Annotated in this window: 22 protein-coding genes and 1 pseudogene; 11 read left to right on the top strand and 12 right to left on the bottom strand. The window is 62.4% G+C overall.

What is annotated here, in order from left to right; genetic code table 11:
- Nucleotides 1-189 precede the first annotated feature (189 nt).
- The 5 genes from CCR82_RS03900 to CCR82_RS18870 form a co-directional block, all read right to left on the bottom strand.
- The gene (locus tag CCR82_RS03900; RefSeq protein ID WP_201244091.1) at nt 190-1266 is read right to left on the bottom strand and encodes a glycosyltransferase family protein; all 1077 of its coding nucleotides are present in this window, start codon (nt 1264-1266) and stop codon (nt 190-192) included.
- Between the two features lies 1 nt (nt 1267).
- Entirely contained in the window at nt 1268-1564 is a 297-nt protein-coding gene (locus CCR82_RS03895) for a cupin domain-containing protein (protein ID WP_242513239.1), read from the bottom strand.
- A gap of 74 nt (nt 1565-1638) precedes the next feature.
- Nucleotides 1639-1905 (bottom strand): 30S ribosomal protein S20, encoded by a 267-nt coding sequence (gene rpsT, locus CCR82_RS03890; protein ID WP_201244090.1) that lies wholly within the window; start codon nt 1903-1905, stop codon nt 1639-1641.
- Nucleotides 1906-2018: 113 nt separating this feature from the next.
- Nucleotides 2019-2522 carry a GNAT family N-acetyltransferase gene (locus CCR82_RS03885; protein ID WP_201244089.1) on the bottom strand — a complete coding sequence of 168 codons (504 nt, stop codon included), beginning with the start codon at nt 2520-2522 and terminating at the stop codon, nt 2019-2021.
- A 9-nt stretch (nt 2523-2531) separates the two neighbouring features.
- A complete protein-coding gene (locus tag CCR82_RS18870; RefSeq protein ID WP_338073098.1) occupies nt 2532-2810 on the bottom strand; it encodes a type II toxin-antitoxin system TacA family antitoxin in 279 nt (92 codons plus the stop codon).
- A 278-nt stretch (nt 2811-3088) separates the two neighbouring features.
- Between CCR82_RS18870 and murJ the strand changes: the two genes are divergently transcribed.
- Nucleotides 3089-4633 carry a murein biosynthesis integral membrane protein MurJ gene (murJ, locus tag CCR82_RS03875; protein WP_201244088.1) on the top strand — a complete coding sequence of 515 codons (1545 nt, stop codon included), beginning with the start codon at nt 3089-3091 and terminating at the stop codon, nt 4631-4633.
- A gap of 197 nt (nt 4634-4830) precedes the next feature.
- Nucleotides 4831-5772: a bifunctional riboflavin kinase/FAD synthetase gene (gene ribF, locus CCR82_RS03870; protein WP_201244087.1), complete on the top strand. Its 942-nt coding sequence runs from the start codon at nt 4831-4833 to the stop codon at nt 5770-5772.
- A gap of 224 nt (nt 5773-5996) precedes the next feature.
- Here the strand turns inward: ribF and CCR82_RS03865 are convergent, their stop codons facing one another.
- A complete protein-coding gene (locus CCR82_RS03865; protein ID WP_201244086.1) occupies nt 5997-6158 on the bottom strand; it encodes a hypothetical protein in 162 nt (53 codons plus the stop codon).
- A 137-nt stretch (nt 6159-6295) separates the two neighbouring features.
- Here CCR82_RS03865 and CCR82_RS03860 point away from each other — a divergent pair, with 137 nt between their 5' ends.
- On the top strand, nt 6296-6805 hold the full coding sequence (locus CCR82_RS03860) for a hypothetical protein (protein WP_201244085.1): 510 nt from the start codon (nt 6296-6298) through the stop codon (nt 6803-6805).
- 137 nt (nt 6806-6942) lie between these two features.
- Here CCR82_RS03860 and mtgA read toward each other — a convergent pair whose 3' ends face one another.
- From mtgA to CCR82_RS03845, 3 genes are all read right to left on the bottom strand, one after another.
- The gene (mtgA, locus tag CCR82_RS03855; protein WP_201244084.1) at nt 6943-7644 is read right to left on the bottom strand and encodes a monofunctional biosynthetic peptidoglycan transglycosylase; all 702 of its coding nucleotides are present in this window, start codon (nt 7642-7644) and stop codon (nt 6943-6945) included.
- 175 nt (nt 7645-7819) lie between these two features.
- Entirely contained in the window at nt 7820-9130 is a 1311-nt protein-coding gene (locus CCR82_RS03850) for a porin (protein WP_201244083.1), read from the bottom strand.
- A gap of 696 nt (nt 9131-9826) precedes the next feature.
- On the bottom strand, nt 9827-10114 hold the full coding sequence (locus CCR82_RS03845; RefSeq protein ID WP_201244101.1) for a type II toxin-antitoxin system prevent-host-death family antitoxin: 288 nt from the start codon (nt 10112-10114) through the stop codon (nt 9827-9829).
- A 103-nt stretch (nt 10115-10217) separates the two neighbouring features.
- Here CCR82_RS03845 and CCR82_RS18865 point away from each other — a divergent pair.
- From CCR82_RS18865 to CCR82_RS03830, 3 genes and pseudogenes are all read left to right on the top strand, one after another.
- A pseudogene (locus CCR82_RS18865) lies at nt 10218-10415 on the top strand (M15 family metallopeptidase); the annotation flags it as partial.
- Nucleotides 10416-10508: 93 nt separating this feature from the next.
- On the top strand, nt 10509-10778 hold the full coding sequence (locus tag CCR82_RS03835) for a BrnT family toxin (RefSeq protein ID WP_201244082.1): 270 nt from the start codon (nt 10509-10511) through the stop codon (nt 10776-10778).
- Nucleotides 10779-10785: 7 nt separating this feature from the next.
- Nucleotides 10786-11028: a BrnA antitoxin family protein gene (locus CCR82_RS03830; protein ID WP_242513237.1), complete on the top strand. Its 243-nt coding sequence runs from the start codon at nt 10786-10788 to the stop codon at nt 11026-11028.
- Between the two features lie 71 nt (nt 11029-11099).
- Here the strand turns inward: CCR82_RS03830 and CCR82_RS03825 are convergent, their stop codons facing one another.
- The 3 genes from CCR82_RS03825 to apbC all read right to left on the bottom strand — a co-directional run bounded on the left by CCR82_RS03825 (nt 11100) and on the right by apbC (nt 12762).
- On the bottom strand, nt 11100-11318 hold the full coding sequence (locus CCR82_RS03825) for a hypothetical protein (protein ID WP_201244080.1): 219 nt from the start codon (nt 11316-11318) through the stop codon (nt 11100-11102).
- Complete coding sequence (locus CCR82_RS03820) at nt 11302-11580, bottom strand: BrnT family toxin (RefSeq protein WP_201244079.1); 279 nt, start codon at nt 11578-11580, stop codon at nt 11302-11304. Before CCR82_RS03820 ends, CCR82_RS03825 begins: the two co-directional genes overlap by 17 nt.
- 90 nt (nt 11581-11670) lie before the next feature.
- The gene (gene apbC, locus CCR82_RS03815) at nt 11671-12762 is read right to left on the bottom strand and encodes an iron-sulfur cluster carrier protein ApbC (protein ID WP_201244078.1); all 1092 of its coding nucleotides are present in this window, start codon (nt 12760-12762) and stop codon (nt 11671-11673) included.
- Between the two features lie 269 nt (nt 12763-13031).
- On the opposite strand from apbC, the gene metG reads away from it, so the two are divergent.
- From metG to CCR82_RS03790, 5 genes are all read left to right on the top strand, one after another.
- Nucleotides 13032-14708 (top strand): methionine--tRNA ligase, encoded by a 1677-nt coding sequence (metG, locus tag CCR82_RS03810; protein ID WP_242513236.1) that lies wholly within the window; start codon nt 13032-13034, stop codon nt 14706-14708.
- Between the two features lie 144 nt (nt 14709-14852).
- Entirely contained in the window at nt 14853-15641 is a 789-nt protein-coding gene (locus CCR82_RS03805) for a DUF1295 domain-containing protein (protein ID WP_201244077.1), read from the top strand.
- A gap of 106 nt (nt 15642-15747) precedes the next feature.
- Nucleotides 15748-16296 (top strand): lipocalin family protein, encoded by a 549-nt coding sequence (locus tag CCR82_RS03800; protein ID WP_201244076.1) that lies wholly within the window; start codon nt 15748-15750, stop codon nt 16294-16296.
- 173 nt (nt 16297-16469) lie between these two features.
- The gene (gene cydD / locus CCR82_RS03795; protein ID WP_242513235.1) at nt 16470-18242 is read left to right on the top strand and encodes a thiol reductant ABC exporter subunit CydD; all 1773 of its coding nucleotides are present in this window, start codon (nt 16470-16472) and stop codon (nt 18240-18242) included.
- Nucleotides 18235-20058, top strand: coding sequence for an amino acid ABC transporter ATP-binding/permease protein (locus CCR82_RS03790; protein ID WP_201244075.1), 1824 nt, complete (start codon nt 18235-18237; stop codon nt 20056-20058). The genes cydD and CCR82_RS03790 overlap by 8 nt, the downstream gene beginning before the upstream one ends.
- The last annotated feature ends 40 nt before the right edge of the window (nt 20059-20098 follow it).

Here is a 20098-nt window from a genome sequence, read left to right as displayed (position 1 = left end):
CGTCAAACTCACCAAGAAGGCCATGCGAGAGGTCGAAGCGCGGCTACTGCGCAACCCCGATCTGCCGAAGTGGGATATCTTGATCAAGCCTGCCTGCTCGGTATAACTGTTTCTGGAAATCACCTAAGGCTTCGCTGAGCGTCGGGTCACCTTCGGCCAGTAAGTCGTCGGGGGTGGCAGCTAGACTCTTTAATTGAGCAGATCAATCAGCAGGTCGACGGCCTCACCGACACCAGTCGGCGCAACCGGCTCGGCGATCCCCTCAACGAGCAGCTCAGCCAGAGGCTCGCGAATCCGGCCGGCAGCGAAGTCGCTGGCGCTGATCTCCCGCAGTGGCAGCTGCTGAGCAAGCCAATCAACCAGCCAGCGGCTCTCTGGCCAGTCACGTCGCTCGACTGAAAGCACTGGGATGCCGTTGCAGGCAGCCTCGGCAAAGGTGCCGTAACCGGGCTTGGTGATCAGGGCATCACAGCTCGCGAGCACCTCGAGGACGCTGTTGCCGTCGGCATCGATTCGGGTCAGGTCATCGCGTCCAAGTTCCGCACCGACATCGGGACTCAGCAGGTGCACGCCATCCATCAGTCGCGGGGTGCCGCCGAGCTGCAAGCGGCCGGTGCCGCCGAACTGCATCAGCACCAGCTGTTCAGAGGCGGGGCGCCCGAAACGCTGATGTAAACCAGCCGGATCGCGTCGGCGCGGCTGCGCGATGGGGCCGATATCGCGACCGTTTGGCAGCCAACTCATTGGCATCGACGGCGCAGGTCGCAAGAAGAGATCAGCACCGCTATAGGCACGCTGCATCCGCTGCGCCAATGTCGTCGGCAGCTGATCGCCAACCGGGCTTTCGACAAGGATGTCGTACCAGCTCAGCGAGCAGAGTCCGGCGCAGGGAATGCCCATCGAACGGGCGACGTCCAGCGGCAGCCAAGGGATATCGGCGAGCACGAGATCGGGGCCTGTCTGCTCGAACAGCCGACGCTGTCGTGCCTGATGCGCTGGATAATCCAGGTCGAAGGCCACATAGTCCGCCAGTCCCTCGGCCCAACGCGTCGTCAAAGGGCCGTCCATCGGCAGTTGCACGTCGGCCGGGGATGAGATGTGGTGATAGCCCGCCGGCAGCCGAGCCTTGGCGAAGGCCGGAGCAATGTTGCCCTGCAGACTGATCTCGAGATTCGGGAGACGGCGCTTCAGCTCGGTGACGACCGGCGCGACCTGTGCAAGATGGCCGTAGCCATGGGCGGTCACGGCGACGAAGAGGTGGGGCACGTCAGGCCTCGAGGTGGATCGCCAACCAGGTGCAGCCTAGCTTGGCCACGGTGGGCTCAGCGGAGGCCGGCTCAGCGGAAGTCGACTCGGCTGATGCCTGCAAGACGCGGTGCGGGGTGTGCGCCGGGATAAAGAGATAATCGCCGCGGCTCAGCGCGATCGTCTCACCCGCGATCTCAAGGCGCGCTTCACCGCTCAGCAGTAGGACCCATTCGTCGTGGACCTGATCGTAGAGGACTGGCTCAGGCTCACCGCTGCTGGTGATGCGCTCGATGCGCAGGTTTCGACAACGCAGCAACTCGTCGAAGACTTCGCCTGTCGCTGGCGCTGGCTGGTTAGCGAACAGGTTACCGCGTTGAATCAGGCCCAGAATTAGGACGCCAGTGCCTTGACGCGGGCATTCAGCCGGGACTTGTGACGTGCGGCCTTGTGGGCATGGATCAGCCCCTTGCCGGCAGCGCGGTCGATGACCGGTACCGCCTGCTTGTAGGCATCTGCGGCAGTGGCATGATCGCCAGCAGCGGCGGCCTTCAGGACCTTCTTCATCGCGGTACGCAAGGTACTGCGCTGCGCGGCATTGCGTTGGCGATGGTTTTCCGCCTGACGGGCGCGCTTGCGAGCTTGTGCGGTATTGGCCAAGAGTGATCTCCTAAGCTTGGCGGGTCAAATGTTCGGTGGCGCTCAAACGCCTAGCCTGGCAGTATGTAGGGTATGGCCTGCACTGTCAATCCTGAGAAGCCGGCACGTTCTCATCAGCCAAGCAGCTTACGGAAGGTCTCGAGGGGTGCGACCAGCCTTAACGGGTCAGAATCGAAGGCGCTGAACTGATAATGGCGATAAAAGTCGGCCGCTTTGTCGTCTTTCGCGTCAACGACGAGGGCAAACACCGCCACCTCTGAACGAACGGCGCGCATGGCCGCATTGAGCAGTAGTGCACCGCCCAGTTTGCGTCCCTGATACCGCTGATCGACGGCCAGTCGACCGATTCGCGCCACCGGCGCCGCCGGATACCGGGGCAAACGCCGAATCAGCGACTCAGGCAGCCCAGACAGCAAGACATCTCCTGCGGAAAGCGTGTAGTAGCCCGCAATGGCTTCAGTTTGCCGATCGAGAGCAACGTAGCAACTACTCATCAGGCGCCGCATATCCTGCGTCGCTTGTGTCTTGAGATAGCGGTCTAGAGCCTCGACGCCGCATGAAAACGCTGCACGATCCTGTTTTTTCAGCGGAACGATATCGAAGCCATTTTCAGTCATACTTTTCCGTCATACCGGACCAATCAAGTCCTCATGTGCAGCCGCCGCGCGGCGCAGTGCCTCAGAGGGTTCCGGCGGATCGAGCAGTAGCTCAACAAAACGACGCTGATCATCAACGGACAGCTTGATCCTGTAACGGTCATCGAGAACCTTTCGTGCCGCGCCCTCGGCGGCCTCGACCATAAACTCGCTGACCGAACTTCCCTGCATCTCGGCCGCGCGTTGCACGATGGCAAGCGTATCCGGCTTGATCCGGGCTTCAATGCGTTTTGAGCGAATATGCCTCACGGAGTTAACCCTCTCTTCAAGAGCATCGCTATGATGGTACGGCACAACTGCCGTACACTCAACAAGAAGCGCCTTAAATTGACAGTCGCGGAAAATGTTTTTGCTTGAAACACAATAATCTATCGCGCTCCATGGTAGCCGGCGCAGGCCGCTGACACCTTAATAAGGGCTGCACTAGTCTGCATGCCGAAGGGAACAGCATCGATCGAGCAATCCCCTATAATCGCGCCTCTTTGGCTCAGTCATCGCGCGTCCGCGCGCCGTTAGAGGCAGCATCCATGGCATCGCTGGCCGCATCCATCGCCAAGGTCGGGAGCAATACCCTACTCTCGCGCATCCTTGGCTTCGTGCGGGATCTCATCGTTGCGCGCCTGTTTGGTGCCGATGCGGGCACCGATGCCTTCTTCGTCGCCTTCAAGATCCCGAACTTCATGCGCCGGCTGTTCGCCGAGGGCGCCTTTTCGATGGCCTTCGTGCCGGTGCTCAATGAGTACAAAACGCAGCGCGGCTTCCCAGCGCTGAAGCGTTTTGTCGACGATGTGGCCGGCACCCTCGGCGCCATCCTGTTCGTGATCACCGCGCTCGGGGTGCTCGGCGCGCCGATCCTGGTGCTGATCTTCGCGCCCGGCTTTGCCAGCGACCCGGACAAGCAACTGCTGGCGACGGACATGCTGCGGCTGACCTTCCCGTATCTGCTCTTCATCTCGCTGACCGCACTCGCCGGCGGCATCCTGAATACCTATGATCGTTTCGGCGTACCGGCCTTCACGCCGGTGCTGCTCAACCTCTCGCTCATCGGCTGTGCGCTCTGGCTGGCGCCGCAGATGGAGCGGCCGATCATGGCGCTGGCCTGGGGCGTGCTGATCGCCGGTATCGTCCAACTGCTGTTTCAGCTGCCGTTCTTGCACCAGCTGCGGCTGCTGCCCAGACCCAGGGTCAGCCCGCGCGATGAGGGCGTGCGACGGATCGTGCGGCTGATGATCCCCGCCCTGTTCGGCGTCTCGGTCACCCAGATCAGCCTGCTCATCGACACCCTGCTTGCCTCCTTTCTGGCCACTGGCAGCATCTCCTGGCTCTATTATTCGGATCGGCTGATGGAGTTTCCGCTGGGTATCTTAGGGGTTGCCCTCGGCACCGTGATCCTGCCCAAGCTCTCGCGCCAGCATGCCGCCGAGTCACCCGAGGCGTTTTCGGAGACGCTGGACTGGGCCTTGCGCTGGGTGCTGCTGCTCGGGCTGCCGGCCGCGGTTGGGCTTTTTGTGCTCTCCGGGCCGATGATCGCCACGTTGTTCTACTCCGGTGAATTCACCGCCTATGACGTACTCATGGCCGAGCGCAGCCTGATGGCCTATTCGCTCGGGCTGATGGCATTTCTCGGTGTCAAGGTGCTCGCGCCGGGCTTTTACAGCCGTCAGGACATGAAGACGCCGGTGAAGATCGCCGTGGTCGCGATGCTGACCAATATCACCTTCAATCTGCTCCTGATGTTCCCGCTCGGCCATGCCGGTCTGGCGCTCGCGACCATCATCGCTGCCAGCGTCAACGCGCTGCTGTTGTTCATTGGACTGCTAAGACAGGGGATCTATCGACCCCTGCCCGGTTGGTGGCTACTGCTTGTCAAGGGCCTGATCGCCAGCCTAGCGATGGGCGCAGCCCTCTGGCTACTGAGCGGGCCGACGCCGTTTTGGAACGTCTGGGACTTCGGTGAGCGCCTGATCCGCCTGCTCGGACTGATTCTGATCGGCGGGTTCAGCTATTTGCTGCTGGCGCTCGTCCTCGGCATTCGACCAAGACATCTGCTGCGGATGAATCCTGCGGCCTGAGACTGCCGAAGCCGAGTATTCGAGGCCCTCAAGGCCGGCACCCGGCACCGGGACCAACAGTGGGTCGCAGACCGGTGCACTTATTCGCCCTCGACGAGATCCGGACTTCCTGACCATTCCTTGTGCGACAGCACAGCCAACGGCAACGCGCCCTATAATCGACGGCATTCGCTCACTGAACCGATGGACGGATGGGCATGCGGTTGATTCGAGGCCTTCATAATCTGCGCGACCAGGATCGCGGCTGCGTGGCGACCATCGGCAACTTCGATGGTGTGCACCTCGGCCATCGCGCGGTCTTTCAGCGCCTGCTCGCGCAGGGTGAGGCGCTCCGGCTGCCGGCCACGGTGATCACCTTCGAGCCGCAGCCGATGGAGTCTTTCGCGCCGGCGCTCGCCCCAGCCCGATTGACCCGCTTGCGCGAGAAGGTGGCCGCGATCGCCGACGACGGGATCGAACGCATCCTGCTGCTCGAGTTCGGTCCGCGACTAGCCGAGATGGACGCGCGCGACTTCATTCAGCAAGTGCTCGTCGATGGACTCGGGGTGCGCTTCCTGCTGGTCGGCGATGATTTTCGCTTTGGCCACAACCGGTCGGGCGACTATGCGTTGCTCGAGCGCGTCGGCGCCGAGCTGCCGCCCGAGCAGCGCTTCGAGGTGGCCAATCTGCAGACCATTACCTACGCCGATGAGCGCATCAGCAGCACCCGTATACGGGAATTGCTCGCCGCCGGCGATTTCGAGCAGGCCCGGCATCTGCTCGGCCGACCATACCGGATCTGCGGCCGCGTCGGACATGGCGACCGACGCGGGCGCTCCATCGGTTTTCCGACCGCAAACATCGAGCTTCATCGACGCATCAGCCCGCTGCGCGGGGTCTATGCGGTCTGGGTCCAGGGTGTCGCTGATGACCCCTGGCCTGGTGTCGCCAACATTGGCCGCCGCCCAACCTTGGCGGGAACCGATGAACGCCTTGAGGTGCACCTGTTCGACTTCGACGGCGATCTGTATGGCGCACATCTCGAGGTCGAATTCTCACTGCGCTTGCGCGATGAACAGCGCTTCGCGTCATTCGAGGCGCTAAGAGCACAGATCGCGCGCGATGCGGATTCAGCCCGCAGCTGGCTAGGGAGTCGTTGACGTTTTCTGGGCGCTTTGAGCCGGCTCGCCCCGATCCTTGCATGCAGCAAATGCGTGCACTAGTCTGCGAATTAATAAGAGATGTAGGAGCTGGCTCGCGCCCATGCTGATGAGATCATCGAAGATTTCCCGGAGCTGGGGGCGGACGATATCCGTGCCTGCCTGCAATTTTCTGCTGAGCTCGAGCGCCCTATTGGCGACCTGCGCTGCCCATGCGGGCAAACCTAATGCGACTCACACCAAGCCAAACTGAAGCCATCCAGCGCGTTGTCCGTGACGTCGCCGGCGATGACGCTCGCCTGCGGATCTTCGGTTCCCGCCTGGACGACGACGGCACAGGTGGGGATGTGGATCTCATGGTTGAACTGCCCGAAGCGGTCGAGCACCCCGCAGCGCTGACGGCAAAGCTTTCAGCGCGACTCATTCGCGCGCTCCATGGGCGCGATGTCGATGTGTTGTTGCTTGCGCCTAACCTTCGGCACCTGCCGATTCATGATGTTGCCTTACGCGAGGGTCGCTTGCTTTGAATCCATCAGCCACGCAGCTCGCTCGACTGCAGTTTCTGGCCCGGGTTGTTGATAAGGAAACGCGGCATTTGACCCTGACGAGCCGGCGGCTCTTCACAGTTCCATTCACGCCCGATCGCGTCGCCGAATTGGAAACCGCACCAGAGCTGGCTGAACGCGTTGATGCATTCGTCAGTCGCTTTGGGCGCCTGCAGGATAATCTCGGCGATAAACTGCTGCCGATTCTGCTCAGGGCGCTGGGCGAAAAGACCGGAGCGGTGATCGACAACCTCGATCGGGCGGAGCGGCTGGGTTTGATTCCGTCAGCAGATCAGTGGACCGAGATTCGCAAGCTTCGAAACCAGATGGTGCACGATTACGTGGAAGATCCGCGTGTGCTCGCCGATGCCTTGGAAGCAGCGCATAGCTTCGTGTCGGTATTGACGGATGTCGCCAGCCGGATGCGCCGCGAGCTTGATCGCCGAGGGTGGCTGGCTGAGGATAAGGGGTTAGCAGCGGAGGGGTGAAGCTCGGCGGTTGCGCGGGCAGCGGTATAGCGCGGCATCGGTAAGACATTAGGTCAGGAGCAAAAAACTGCAATGTGAATAATCAGAATGACAACGCCACTATCTGGGAACGGTCTCAGGTATTTAACAGGGCTGCGCTAGAGCCGATCCAGATAAGCCGGGCCGCCGAGATTGCGCATCTGGCCCTCGATCCAAGCGGCCTTGCGGCGCACATGCGGCGAGGGTGCGTGAACGCGGTAGCGGCTCGGATTCGGCAGCACGGCGGCGAGCAGTGCGGCCTCGGGCGTGCCGAGCGTGGAGACGGGGCGATCGAAGAAGCGCCAACTGGCAGCGCCAACGCCGTAGGTATCCGGTCCAAATTGGGCGATATTCAGATAGACCTCAAGGATGCGCTGTTTGGGCCAGAACAGCTCGATCAGCAGGGTCAGCGGGGCCTCCAGTGCCTTGCGCAGCCAGTCGCTGCCGGGCCAGAGGAAGAGGTTCTTCGCGGTCTGTTGCGAGATGGTGCTGGCACCGCGCAGCGAGCCGCCGTTGCGCCATCCCTCGAGCGCCTTGTTCAGCTCCACCAGGTCGAAGCCGGCATGGGTGGGAAAACGCTGGTCCTCGGCGGCGATCACCGCGAGCTTGACCTCGGGCGGGATCAAATCGGCCGCGACCCATTCGTGGTAGAGACGCCGCTTGTCGTCGGCGGGCTGTTCGGCGATGAGCCAATGGCGGAGCATGAAGGCCGAGGTCGGCGGATCGATCCAGCGGAGGAGCAAGATCACTGTGGCTGCGACGACCAACAGCAACGCACCTGCTGAGGCGAACCATTTGAGCAAACGCAAAAGGAGTCGCATACAGGCTTAGCTCTGTCGGCCGCGCGGATGCCACATTCAGCCTAGCGCGAATGAAAACCTCTCGATTCTTGCGGATCGAGGGCGCCGCCGAGCGATTGGTTGGCTTGGAACGATATCGGCCAAACGAAAAACGGGGCCCGAAGGCCCCGCTCTTAACACAGGATACTGATCGAGATCAGAACTTGTGGATCATGCCTGCTGAGAAGCCATCCCAGTCACGGCCGTCGCCGCTGCCGAAGCCGGGGGTATCGTTGCGATCATCATCAACCGCGGTGTAGAGGACGTAGGCCTTGGTCCGCTTGCTGAAGTTGTGGTCGAAACCGATCGCCCAAGTGTTGCGATCGCCTTCGAGGTCGTCACGGATGTTGTTGATCGAAATGGTGTTACGGGTGTTCTCCAGAACGCCACCGTCATCACGATCGACCGAGCCGTACATTGCCTTAACCTTGTTGTTACCGAAAGCATAGCCGGCCTGGATCTGCCACAAGCTCTGATCCTTGACGCCGCTCACACCAACCGTATCCACGACGCCACCAGATGTGACGGTAGTGAATGCTTGACGCCTCTGGCCCGGGAAGCGGTCATCCTGCTGTGAATAGATCGCCGCTAGCGTGAAACCATTCCAGTCCAGCAGACCAAGGCTGATCTTCCACTTGTTATAGTCATCACCGATGTTGTTGCAAGAGATTGTGGTGCAATCCGCCGAGCCAGTCAGGCTGGTATCGGTACCCATACCCAGTTCGGAGCCCATCGACTCATAGGCCGCAGAAGCGTAAAACGGCCCGTTGCTGTAGATCGCCGCAAGCGAGAATGCTTCCGCTAAAGAGTCCGAGTTGATGTTTTTCCCTTCCCCAGCCGTTGCGCCACCGGGAGCGATCACAGCACCCATAAACGAGAAGCCGGAGAAGCTCGGCGAGATGTAAGCGACGGTGTTGCTCGTGCGCTGATCGTCAAACCCGACGGTGCCGTTGAAATCGGCCATGGTGTCGCCGAATTGGTCCAGCTTGCCGGTCGAGATCTTGTAGGGCGTATCATGGCGGCCGACGAGAACTGTACCCCAGTCACCCGCCACACCGAGGAAACTGTTCCGGTAGCTGATACCGTCCCCACCGTCGCCAATATCGTCCTGATCCGCAGCGAAATTAAGCCCGAGTTCGACTTGGTAGATTGCCTTCAATCCATTACCAAGATCCTCTGAACCTTTAACGCCAAGGCGATTCGCGCGCCCTTTACCCGGGATAGAGCTACCTGCTTCGGAAACGCCGAAACCGTTAAAGCTCTTCCCGCCAGTCGTAATTGGATTTCCCTTCCCATCAAGCTGAATATTGCCAGCCGCATCCCTCTCATACGTCAACCCATGCGCATTATCGACATCGGCATAGTCGATCGACATGTGCAACTTGCCGTACAGGGTGGCCTCGGCCATCGCGGCGGCCGGGGCGGCCAGCGCGGCGGCGACGGCCAGTGTGAGAAGCTTCTTCTGCATCTTGATCTCCGCTGTGTTGTGAAAAAGACGAAAGATTGCACTAACCTTCCGCAATCGTGCCTTGCAGCGGAAATAGTAGACTAGGTAAGGATAGCTCGCAACAGTTTTTTAGAAAAAAGAGACAACTGGTGATTTCGTTGCGACATCGCAACAACCCTGTGAACGCGCCGGACGACGCACCGGGTGGACTCAAGGATTTCACGTGAAAAACATAGTGTTAACGACTAAGAACCTGCTTGCTCGACGGCGTATCGACACCTCCGAAGGGGCGAGGCGGCACCCTCGAGCGTGGCGATCATTGCACAGTCTGCAGCGATTTGCAGCCTCGTGAACTCAAGACGGGTGCCCGAACTGGAAGTTGCGTTGTGGCGCGAGAGCGTACGTCAGTCGGACCAGGGATCGATGACGGGCACCCCCGCGGCCTCGAAGTCGGCGACATCGCGGGTTACGACTGTAAGCCCATGCCTGACCGCGCTCGCGGCGATTAACACGTCAGGATGGCTGAAGGTATGGCCACGCTTACGGCCGGATTCGATGATGAGGCTGCCACTGCAGCAGGGTGTCTTCGCAGAGGGGCAGGATGCGCTCTTCGAACATCGGGCGCAGGCGCGGATCGAGCCAGCGTGTCGACTTATCGCGGCGCTGGCGCCTTGCGACGAAGCTCGGAGAGGATGTTCGTGTCCAGCAGCCAACCGCTCACAACGCGACATCTCGGACAGGACCCCGCGTCTTCGGTTGTCCGAATTCGACATCAATAAGCTCGGCCTCGGCAAGCCGTTGGACTAGCACATCGCCTTTGGGCTCGCCGCACAGGCGCCGGTAGTCCTCTGCGGACAAGATGACAGCCTTCTCCTTGCCATTGACCATGACACGCTGGGAACCCGCCTCGCTCGCAAGCCGCTCCAACTCGCTGAATCGCGCCTTGGCATCTTGGAGTTTGCAAGGATCCTGCCTCTCGGCAACATCCTCGAAGTCCGTCTTAATTCAGTGGGTTAGAGACTGCGCAAATCGCAAATGTCTCGCTCCCCCGATGACAAGCGCGCGGTGCTCGCTCAATGCTGCCGCAGCGTAACAGCTCACTGACTCTTGCCACCAACCGACACCGCACGCCGCTGGCACGCTGAACCCAGCGATCACGGGCGAGGCGCGTGACTATCGACTCTTAATTGAAGAGCTGATGCTGATGGAGGAGGCCGGGTTCAAGAACCTCGACGAAGAGTGGTGGCACTTTACGCTCCGCGATGAGCCCTATCCGGAGACCTACTTCGACTTTCCAGTGCGCTAGAATGCCATCAGCTCTCGCTCTCGCCTTAGATTCAGACTCGATCGCCGTCTGAGGCCTCTACCGTTCTGCCCATCAATTACTCATACTACAGGCATGCAGCTGGAGTATGACCCTGACAAACGCGTCCTGAATCTGCGCAAGCACGGCGTTGATCTAGAGGACGCGAGCATCGTCTTGTCTGATCCCCGCGCACTGATCCGCGAGGATGCAGACGCGCTGGAGAAACAACGGTTCATCGCCGTTGGGTCCGACGCACTAGCGCGACTGCTGACTGTCGTCTATACCTATGGTCCGCCCGACATCATTCGGTTGATCTCGGCGCGTCGGGCGAGCGCCAAAGAACAGAGGGCTTATGAGAGCTGAATACGATATGACCGAGGGTCGGCGCGCAACCGAAGTTGATCATCTCAACCAGCTGCGCGCCAGTAAGACTCGAATCACCATGATGATCGATGACGACATCCTGGGTGCTTTCCGGCAAAAAGCTGAGGAACAGGGAACGGGATACCAGATGCTGATCAACCTTGCGCTACGCGAATTCCTCGGCAAACGGCCCATCGACGAAGAGTCGCTGCGTCGGGTTTTACGCGAGGAGCTGCACCGGGCTGCTTGACTGAAGCGGTATCAGGACACCTACTTCGTCTTCCCGGCTCCTTCGAACATAGGGCGCAGGCGATGGTCGATCTACCGGAGGATCTCAGAGAGTTCGATATCCTTTTCAAGCATATCGTTCACCATGTCGCCGATCGGCTGGCCGGTTGCCTGCGACCGAGCCTCTAGGTAGGCAAGCACGTCATCGCGCAACGTGACAGACACGCGCACCCGGCCAGCAAAACGATTCGACCTCGCGCGTGAGTAGTCGAGATCGTACTCGGGAAGCATGTCGTCAGGACTGTCGCTCATAATCTCGCTGCTCTTTTGGCGTCGCCAATCTTGCGCTGATGAGCCGAACATCACCATCGTGCGTCTCGGCAAACACAACAAGGCAGAGTCTGCGACCGTAGGTGTGGCCGATGATAATCTCGCGGCGCTCACCCTGTGAATGCCAGTCATCTGCAAAGATTTTCGCCAGCGGATCTTTGAAGACCTCAACGGCATCGTTGAAGTCGACACCGTGCTTGCGGAGGTTGCTAGCCGCCTTCGCTGAGTCCCACTCGAAAATCATGCCTTACACCGAAGACCCAACCTTCAAGTGAGCTCAGTCAGGTAAGCTCAGCTCAATGGTCATCGCCCGGAGGCTAAGCTAGGGCTCGGCTCAGTTGTTCTGAATCACAATCCGCGGGAACTTGGCCGCATAGTCCTTGGCCTGCAGCGAGAGCTTGGCGGCGGTCTTGCGGGCGATCTCGCGGTAGAGTTCGCTGATGCGCGAGTCCGGGTCCGCGACCACCGTCGGCTTGCCGCCATCGGTCTCCTCGCGGATCTGGATATCGAGCGGCAGGGCGCCGAGCATGTCGACACCGTACTGCTGCGACATGTTTTCGCCGCCGCCCTCGCCGAAGATGTGCTCTTCGTGGCCACAGTTGGAGCAGATGTGGATGCTCATGTTCTCGACGATACCGAGTACCGGCACCTCCACCTTCTGGAACATCTTCAGGCCCTTGCGGGCATCGAGCAGCGCGATGTCTTGCGGCGTGGTGACGATGACCGCGCCGGAGACCGGCACCTTCTGCGCCAGCGTCAGCTGGGTATCACCGGTGCCCGGCGGCAGGTCGATGACCAGGTAGTCGAGCTCGGACCAATTCGTGTCATTAAGTAACTGCTCGAGCGCCTGGGTGACCATCGGCCCGCGCCAGATCATCGGCGTCTCCTCCTCGATCAGGAAGCCGATCGACATGGTCTGCAGACCGTGGCTGGTCATCGGCTCCAGGCTCTTGCCATCCTTGGATTCCGGCTTACCGGAGACGCCGAGCATGCGCGGCTGCGATGGCCCGTAGATGTCCGCGTCCAGGATACCGACCTTGGCACCCTCGGCCGCCAGCGCCAGCGCCAGGTTGACCGCGGTGGTCGACTTGCCGACGCCGCCCTTGCCCGAGGCGACGGCGATGATGTTCTTGACGCTATCGATCGGCTTGAGCGACTTCTGCACCGAATGCGCCTTGACCTGCCAGCCGACATCGACCTGTGCCATGCTGACGCCATCCATGCCCTCGACCTGCGCCTTGACCGCATCGGCGATCGCTTGCTTGACCCCATTGGCCGGGAAGCCGAGCAGGACCTGGACCTTGACCTGATCGCCCTCGACCTCGATACCCTTGATACAGTTGGCGGAGACCAGATCCCGTCCCAGATGCGGCTCGGTATAGCCTTTGAGGGCGGCTTCGACAGTCTCTTTGGTCACTTCGGTCATGGGAAACTCCGTTGTCTATGGCGACCGCGGTAGCCCGCGGGCTGGCCTAAATCTGTAGGATGCGAGCGCCTTGCTTCGACGGCGATAGCTGACGAACCGGCCCCGACGCTGGCCATGGAACTGGTATCAGCAAGCGCTAATTCAAGCCTGCTTGGCGATCCGCCAGGCGCTGTCCGATAATGTTGGGCGCGTTTCAGCCACTTCGAGCACTGTTTCGGACGCACACGCTGTCTCGCCCCATTCCCTTGCCAACCTCAGAGCCCTCTGCAATGCGTCAACCCCGCGACATCCTGGTCACCAGCGCACTCCCCTACGCCAACGGCCCGATCCACATCGGCCACCTGGTGGAGTACATCCAGACCGATATCTGGGCGCGCTTCCAGAAGATGCGCGGCGAGCAGTGCTGGTACGTCTGCGCCGACGACGCGCACGGTACGCCGATCATGCTCAAGGCGCGCCAAGAGGGCATCACGCCCGAGGCGCTGATCGCGCGCGTCGCCGAGGAGCATCGCGCCGATTTCGATGGCTTCCGGATCGGCTTCGACAACTACCACTCGACCCATTCCGACGAGAACCGCCACTACGCAAGCCTGATCTACGCGCGCAACCGCGATGCCGGCCACATCGCCAAACGGACCATCGAGCAGGCCTATGACCCGGTCGAGCAGATGTTCCTGCCCGACCGCTTCATCAAAGGCGAGTGCCCGAAGTGTGGCGCTGCCGATCAGTACGGCGACAACTGTGAGGCCTGTGGCGCCAGCTACTCGCCGGCCGAGCTGAAGAACCCGCGCTCAGCGGTCTCCGGCGCCGTGCCCGAGCAGCGCAGCTCCGAGCACTATTTCTTTCGGCTCGCCGATTTCGAGCCGATGCTCAAGGCTTGGACCCGAGGCGGCGGCCTGCAAGGACAGGTCGCCAACAAGCTGGATGAATGGTTCGAGGCCGGCTTGCAAGAGTGGGACATCTCGCGCGATGCGCCCTACTTCGGCTTCGAGATCCCGGACCATCCGGGCAAGTTCTTCTATGTCTGGCTCGATGCGCCGATCGGCTACATGGCCAGCTTCCAGAACCTCTGTGACAGCGCCAAGGGTCGCGCGGCCGGGCTTGAGTTCGATCATTATTGGGCGCCCGAGAGTCCGGCCGAGGTCTATCACTTCATCGGCAAGGACATCATCTATTTTCATGCGCTGTTTTGGCCAGCCATGCTGCATGGCGCCGGCTTTCGCAGCCCCACTGCGGTCTTCGCGCACGGCTTCCTGACCGTCGATGGGCAGAAGATGTCCAAGTCGCGCGGCACCTTCATCAAGGCGCGGACCTATCTGGACCATCTCAATCCCGAGTATCTGCGCTACTACTTCGCCGCCAAGCTCGGCGCCGGTGTCGACGACATCGACCTGAGCCTGGACGACTTCCAGGCGCGGGTGAACTCGGATCTGGTCGGCAAGGTGGTCAACATCGCCAGCCGCACCGCCGGCTTCATCAGCAAGCGTTTCGACGGCCGACTCGCCGCCGAGCTGCCGGATTCCGCGCTGTTCGAGACCTTCGTCGCCGCTAACGCCGTCATCGCCGAAGCCTTCGAGGCACGCGAGTATAGCCGCGCGGTGCGCGAGATCATGAACCTCGCCGATCGCGCCAATCAGTACATCGACGAGCAGGCGCCTTGGGTGGTCGCCAAACAGGATGGGCGCGAGGCCGAGCTGCAGGGCATCTGCACCCAGGGGCTGAATCTGTTCCGACTACTGATCGGCTGGCTCAAACCGATCTTGCCCGGCACCGCCGAGGCCGCCGAGCAGTTCCTGCAGATCGCGCCGCTGAGCTGGGATCAGCTCGAGCAACCGCTGCTCGATCATGAGATTGCCAAGTTCAAGCCGCTGATGACCCGCATCGAGCCAAAACAGATCGCCGCCATGCTCGAGGCGTCGAAAGAGGACCTGAGCGCAGCGCCCTAACGCCGTCCGTCATCCTGACGGCTCAGCGCGGGTGCTCCAACGGGGTTGTCAAGGTTGGCAATCCGCACAATCTTTGCTCGGAAGCGCGACATACCATCAGCCGGTCCACCGCCGCCTGCCTCAAGCACTGAACACGAGTGAGCCATGTTTGACATTCATATCTATGCCGTTGGACTTGCCGTTGTGCTGTCGATCGCCGTCACCGCCTGGCTGGTCAGTATCCCGAAGCAGAATGTCAGCTTCGTCGATAGCCTCTGGTCGCTGTTCTTCCTGGCACTAACGCTGGTCTATATCACTTGGGCGCCAACCTTAGAGGCTCGCGCGTACATTCTGCTGTTCGTGGTCACGGTCTGGGCCACCCGGCTCTCGGTGTTCATCACGCTGCGCAATCGTGGCCAGCCCGAGGACCGACGTTATCAGGCCATCCGCGCCGAGAACGAGCCTGGATTCTGGTACAAGAGCCTGTATATCGTCTTTGGCCTGCAGGCGGTCTTGGCTTGGATCATCTCCCTGCCCCTGCTCGGTGGCATCCTGGGCGCCTCACCTTTGGGGTTACTGGATTATGCGGCCGTCCTACTCTGGCTCGTCGGTTTCGGGTTCGAGGCGATCGGCGACCAGCAGCTCGCGGCCTTCAAGGCCAATCCGGCCAACAAGGGCCAGGTGCTCGATCGCGGGCTCTGGCGCTACACCCGGCATCCGAATTACTTCGGCGAGGCCTGTATCTGGTGGGGCTTCTATCTGTTCGCACTCTCGGCCGGCGCCTGGTGGAGCATCATCGGCCCGATCCTGGTCACCATCCTGCTGCTGCGCGTCTCCGGGGTGAGCCTGCTCGAGAAAGACATCGGCGAGCGCCGGCCGGCCTATCGTGACTATATCCAGCGCACCAATGCCTTCTTCCCCGGCCCGCCGCGCGCAAGCGCCGAATCCGACTAACTGGCAACGAATTCAGCATCGACCTCTGGTATAACGACGCGCTGGGCCGGGTGCGTTTGACCAGTGACACCGGCAAAGGCGCCACATTGATCTACCGGAGACTCTGATGCAGAGATTCCAACCAACACGACCGTTGCTGCTCGCGGCCAGCATCCTCATCAGCCTGCTCAGCGGCTGTACCGAAACCGGAGGTGACCCGATGAAGACCGTCGATCATGTCGACCTGGAACGATTCATGGGCGACTGGTACGTCGTCGCGAATATCCCGACCTTCGTCGAGAAAGGCGCCCACAATGCCGTCGAGTCCTACGCCCTGAACCCGGACGGGACCATCGCTACCACCTTCACCTTCAACAAGGATGCGTTCGACGGCCCGCAGAAAGTCCATCATCCGAAGGGCTTCGTGCTGGATACGACGACCAATGCCCACTGGGGGATGCAGTTCATCTGGCCGATCAAGGCCGACTTTCGCATCATCTCTCTCGATGATAATTATCAGAACACAGTCATCGGCCGCGCCAAGCGGGACTATGTCTGGGTGATGTCGAGAACGCCTGAGTTCAGCGACGCGGAATTCGAGGAGATGAAGGCCTTCATCGAAAGCGTCGGTTACGATCCCAGCAAGCTCGAGCGCGTCCCGCAACAGGCTGGCTGAGGCGACGGTGGCAGCCGTGGTCATGGGCATGACTTAGGGTGACCCCAGGGCCGGCAGCGCGAATCGGGCCACGCCTGGTGATCGAGACTTGTTACAATCGCCAGCCAGTTGGACATGGCCCTGACCTTTGCCCGCGCGTCTGACGCGCCACTAGCGCTCGATCCGCAACACGCTTGACTGCTCCCCGCACACTGCTGGATGACCAAAAGCCCCTCGCCGCGCGCTGGCTGCGGCTTTCGGTCGGCCTTGGCCTCGGCAACGGGGTGCTGCTGATCCTCCAGGCCTGGTTGCTGGCCCAGGTGATCGATGCGCTGGTCTTCACCAACGCCGCACTGGCCGATGTCACAGGCTGGCTCTGGCCCCTGCTGGCGCTGTTCGCGCTGCGCGCGCTCCTCGCCTGGGCCTCCGAACAGAATGCCTTCCGCGCCGCCGCACAGGTCAAGATCAGCCTGCGCGATCGGCTCTATCGCCACATCCAGGCCGCCGGTCCAGCCTGGATGGCCGGCCAGCGCAGCGGCGCCATCGCCGAGGATCTCACGCGCGGCATCGAGGCCGTCGAGGCCTACTACTCACGCTATCTGCCGGCGATGTCGCTGACCGCGCTGATCCCGCTCACGATCCTGATCGTGGTGCTGCCGCTGGATTGGCTCTCGGCGCTGATCATGCTGGTGACCGCGCCGCTGATCCCGATTTTCATGATCCTGATCGGCAGCGGCGTCGAACGGCTGAATCAGCAGCTCTGGAAAGACCTCGCCCGAATGGGCGCGCATTTCCTCGACGTGATCCAGGGCATGACGACGCTGAAGCTGTTCAATGCCAGCCGCCGCGAGGCCGAGGTGATCGCGCGCATCTCCGAGGACTATCGCGCCAGCACCATGCGCGTGCTGCGCGTGGCCTTCCTGACCTCGGCGGTGCTCGAGCTGTTCTCGACCCTGGGGATTGCGATCATCGCCGTGTTCATCGGCTTTCGGCTCTATCAGTTGGAGCTGCCGATCCCGGAGCTGATCGCCCCGCCCGAGATCAGCTTCGTCACCGGTTTCTTCATCCTGCTGCTAGCGCCCGAGTTCTATGCGCCGCTGCGCAACCTCGGCACCCATTACCACGGCCGCATGGAGGCGATCGCCGCCGCCGAGCGCCTGGTGGCGGTGATGGAGACCGAACTGCCGGCGCCGCCGAAACAGGTGGCGAGTCTGAGCGCGGACAGCCCGCTGCAGATCCGCTTCGAGGGGGTCTCGTTCAGCTACGAACCCGGGCGACCCGCGCTCGCGGGCGCCCAGTTCGAAATCAATCCCGGCGAGCGCATCGCCCTGGTCGGGCCGAGCGGCGCCGGCAAGACCACGGTGGCGAGCCTCCTGCTCGGCTTCATCCGGCCCGAGGCGGGTCGCATCAGCGTCGATGGCGAGGATCTCAACGCGCTGGCGATCGACGACTGGCGCCGGCGCCTGGCCTGGCTGCCGCAGCAGCCGCGGCTGTTCCAAGGGACCATCGCCGACAACATCCGACTCGGCCTGCCCGATGCGACCCTCGATGAAGTCCGCCAAGCCGCCGAGCGCGCGCAGGCCACCGAGTTCATCGAGCGCCTGCCCCTCGGCTACGACAGCCCGGTCGGCGAGCGCGGTTCCGGGCTCTCGGGCGGTCAGATCCAGCGCGTTGCCCTCGCGCGCGCCTTCTTGCGCGATGCGCGGCTGGTGATCCTGGATGAGGCGACCGCGAGCCTGGACCCGGCCAGCGAGGCCCTGGTGCAACGCGCGGTCGATCAACTCGCCGAGGGCCGCTCGATGCTGATCATCGCCCATCGGCTGAGCACGGTGCGCAACGCCGATCGCATCCTGGTGATCGACGACGGGCGCATCGTCGAAGCCGGCACCCATGCCGAGCTGATCGAGCGCGATGGGCCTTATCGACGCATGGTGCGACTGCTGGAGCCGGGAGGCGCCCATGCCTGAGCTGATTCGGCTCTGGCACCTGTTCCGGCCTTATCGGGGCTGGATGCTCGGTGGCTTTGCGGTCGCGCTGATCACGCTGCTGGCCAATGTGACATTGATGGCCATCTCGGCCTGGTTCATCACCGCGATGGCGGTCGCCGGCGCGGCCGGGGTGGCGATGAACTATTTCACGCCGGCAGCCATCATCCGCGGCAGCGCCATCGCCCGCACCGCTGGGCGCTATTTCGAGCGCCTGATCACCCACGAGGCCACGCTGCGTCAACTCGCCGGGCTGCGGGTCTGGTTCTATCGGCATCTGGAGCCGCTCGCCCCCGCCCGGCTGATGGCGTACCACAGCGCCGATCTGCTGACCCGCATCCGCGCCGACATCGATGCTCTCGATAACCTCTATGTGCGGGTGCTGGTGCCGGTGCTGGTCGCGATCACCGCTGGGCTCGCGTTCTTCGTCTTCACGGCGCTGTTCGATCTGGGGCTCGCGCTGCTGTTGCTGGGCATGCTGCTGATCGCCGGCGTGCTGCTCCCCTGGTGGGGCCATCGGCTCGGCAAGCAGCCGGGCCGGCGCATCGTCGAGATCCAGGCCGAGCTGCGCCAGGCCGGCATCGACGGCACCCAGGGCCTGTCCGAGCTGCTCATCTATGGCGCCGCCGACAGCCATGCCCGGCACATGGATGCGCTCAGCCGGGCGCTGGTCGCCGAGCAGGCACGCATGAGCCAGCTCACCGGTATCGCTCAGGCCGCGACTGGACTGACCGCCAACCTGACCCTCTGGGGCATGCTCTGGTTCGGTATCCCGCTGGTGCATGATGGCAGCTTGGCGCCGCCGCAGCTGGCGATGCTGGCGCTGTTCTCGCTGGCGACCTTCGAGGCCGTCGCGCCCTTGCCGATGGCCTTCCAGCAGCTCGAATCGACGCTGACTGCCGCGCGCCGGCTGTTCGCGATCGTCGATACCGAGCCGGCGGTACCCGAGCCGACGGGTCCCACGCCACAACCGCGCGATCACGGGCTGTCGATCGAGGGGCTGCGTTTCCGCTATCCCAGCCCAGTGGCCGGCTCTGGCTCCGGCGGCTCAGACAGCCCTGATCCTGGCATGAGCTTAGGCTCCAGCTCAAGCTCGGGCATGCATTCGGACACCAAGCCACCGGCAATACTCGATGGCATCGACCTCGAGCTACCGCCAGGCCGGCGGGTCGCCATCGTCGGCGCCACCGGCTCCGGCAAGACTACGCTGTTCAATCTGTTGCTGCGCTTCTGGGCGCCGGAGGCCGGCTCCATCCGCCTCGGCGGCGAGCCGCTCGAGCATTTTCCGGGCGAGGACCTACGCCGCCGCATCGCCCTCGTCTCGCAGCATACGCATCTGTTCGATACCAGCATTCGCGAGAACCTGCTGATCGCCGCGCCGGAGGCGCCGCAGGGCCTGCTCGAGCAGGCCTGCGCGACGGCCCAGATCCACGACTTCATCGCCGAGCTGCCCGAGGGTTACGACACCTGGGTCGGCGAGACGGGAGTGCGGCTCTCCGGCGGCCAGGCGCGCCGCATCGCGATCGCGCGGGCGTTGCTGCGCGATGCGCCGATCCTGCTGCTGGATGAGCCCACCGAGGGCCTGGATGCCGTGACCGAGCGCGCGCTGATGGATGCGGTGCAGCGGCTGATGACCGGGCGCACGGTGCTGCTGATCACTCATAAGCCGGTCGCGCTGGCGCAGATGGACGAAATCCTGGTCCTCGATCAGGGCCGGGTCATCGAGCGTGGCACCCACGCCGAATTGCTCAAGGCTCCGATCTACCCGCGCCTGCTTGGATTGGATCTCGACGCCTGAGCTTGGCGGGCGCCCGCTGATGCCACCCTAACTGACCGGG

It is taken from the genome of Halochromatium salexigens, from assembly GCF_016653295.1.
GTDB classification, from domain to species: Bacteria; Pseudomonadota; Gammaproteobacteria; order Chromatiales; family Chromatiaceae; genus Lamprobacter; species Lamprobacter salexigens.
The sequence above is the reverse complement of the archived record's forward strand: the minus strand, read 5'-3'. Positions and strand labels throughout refer to the sequence as shown.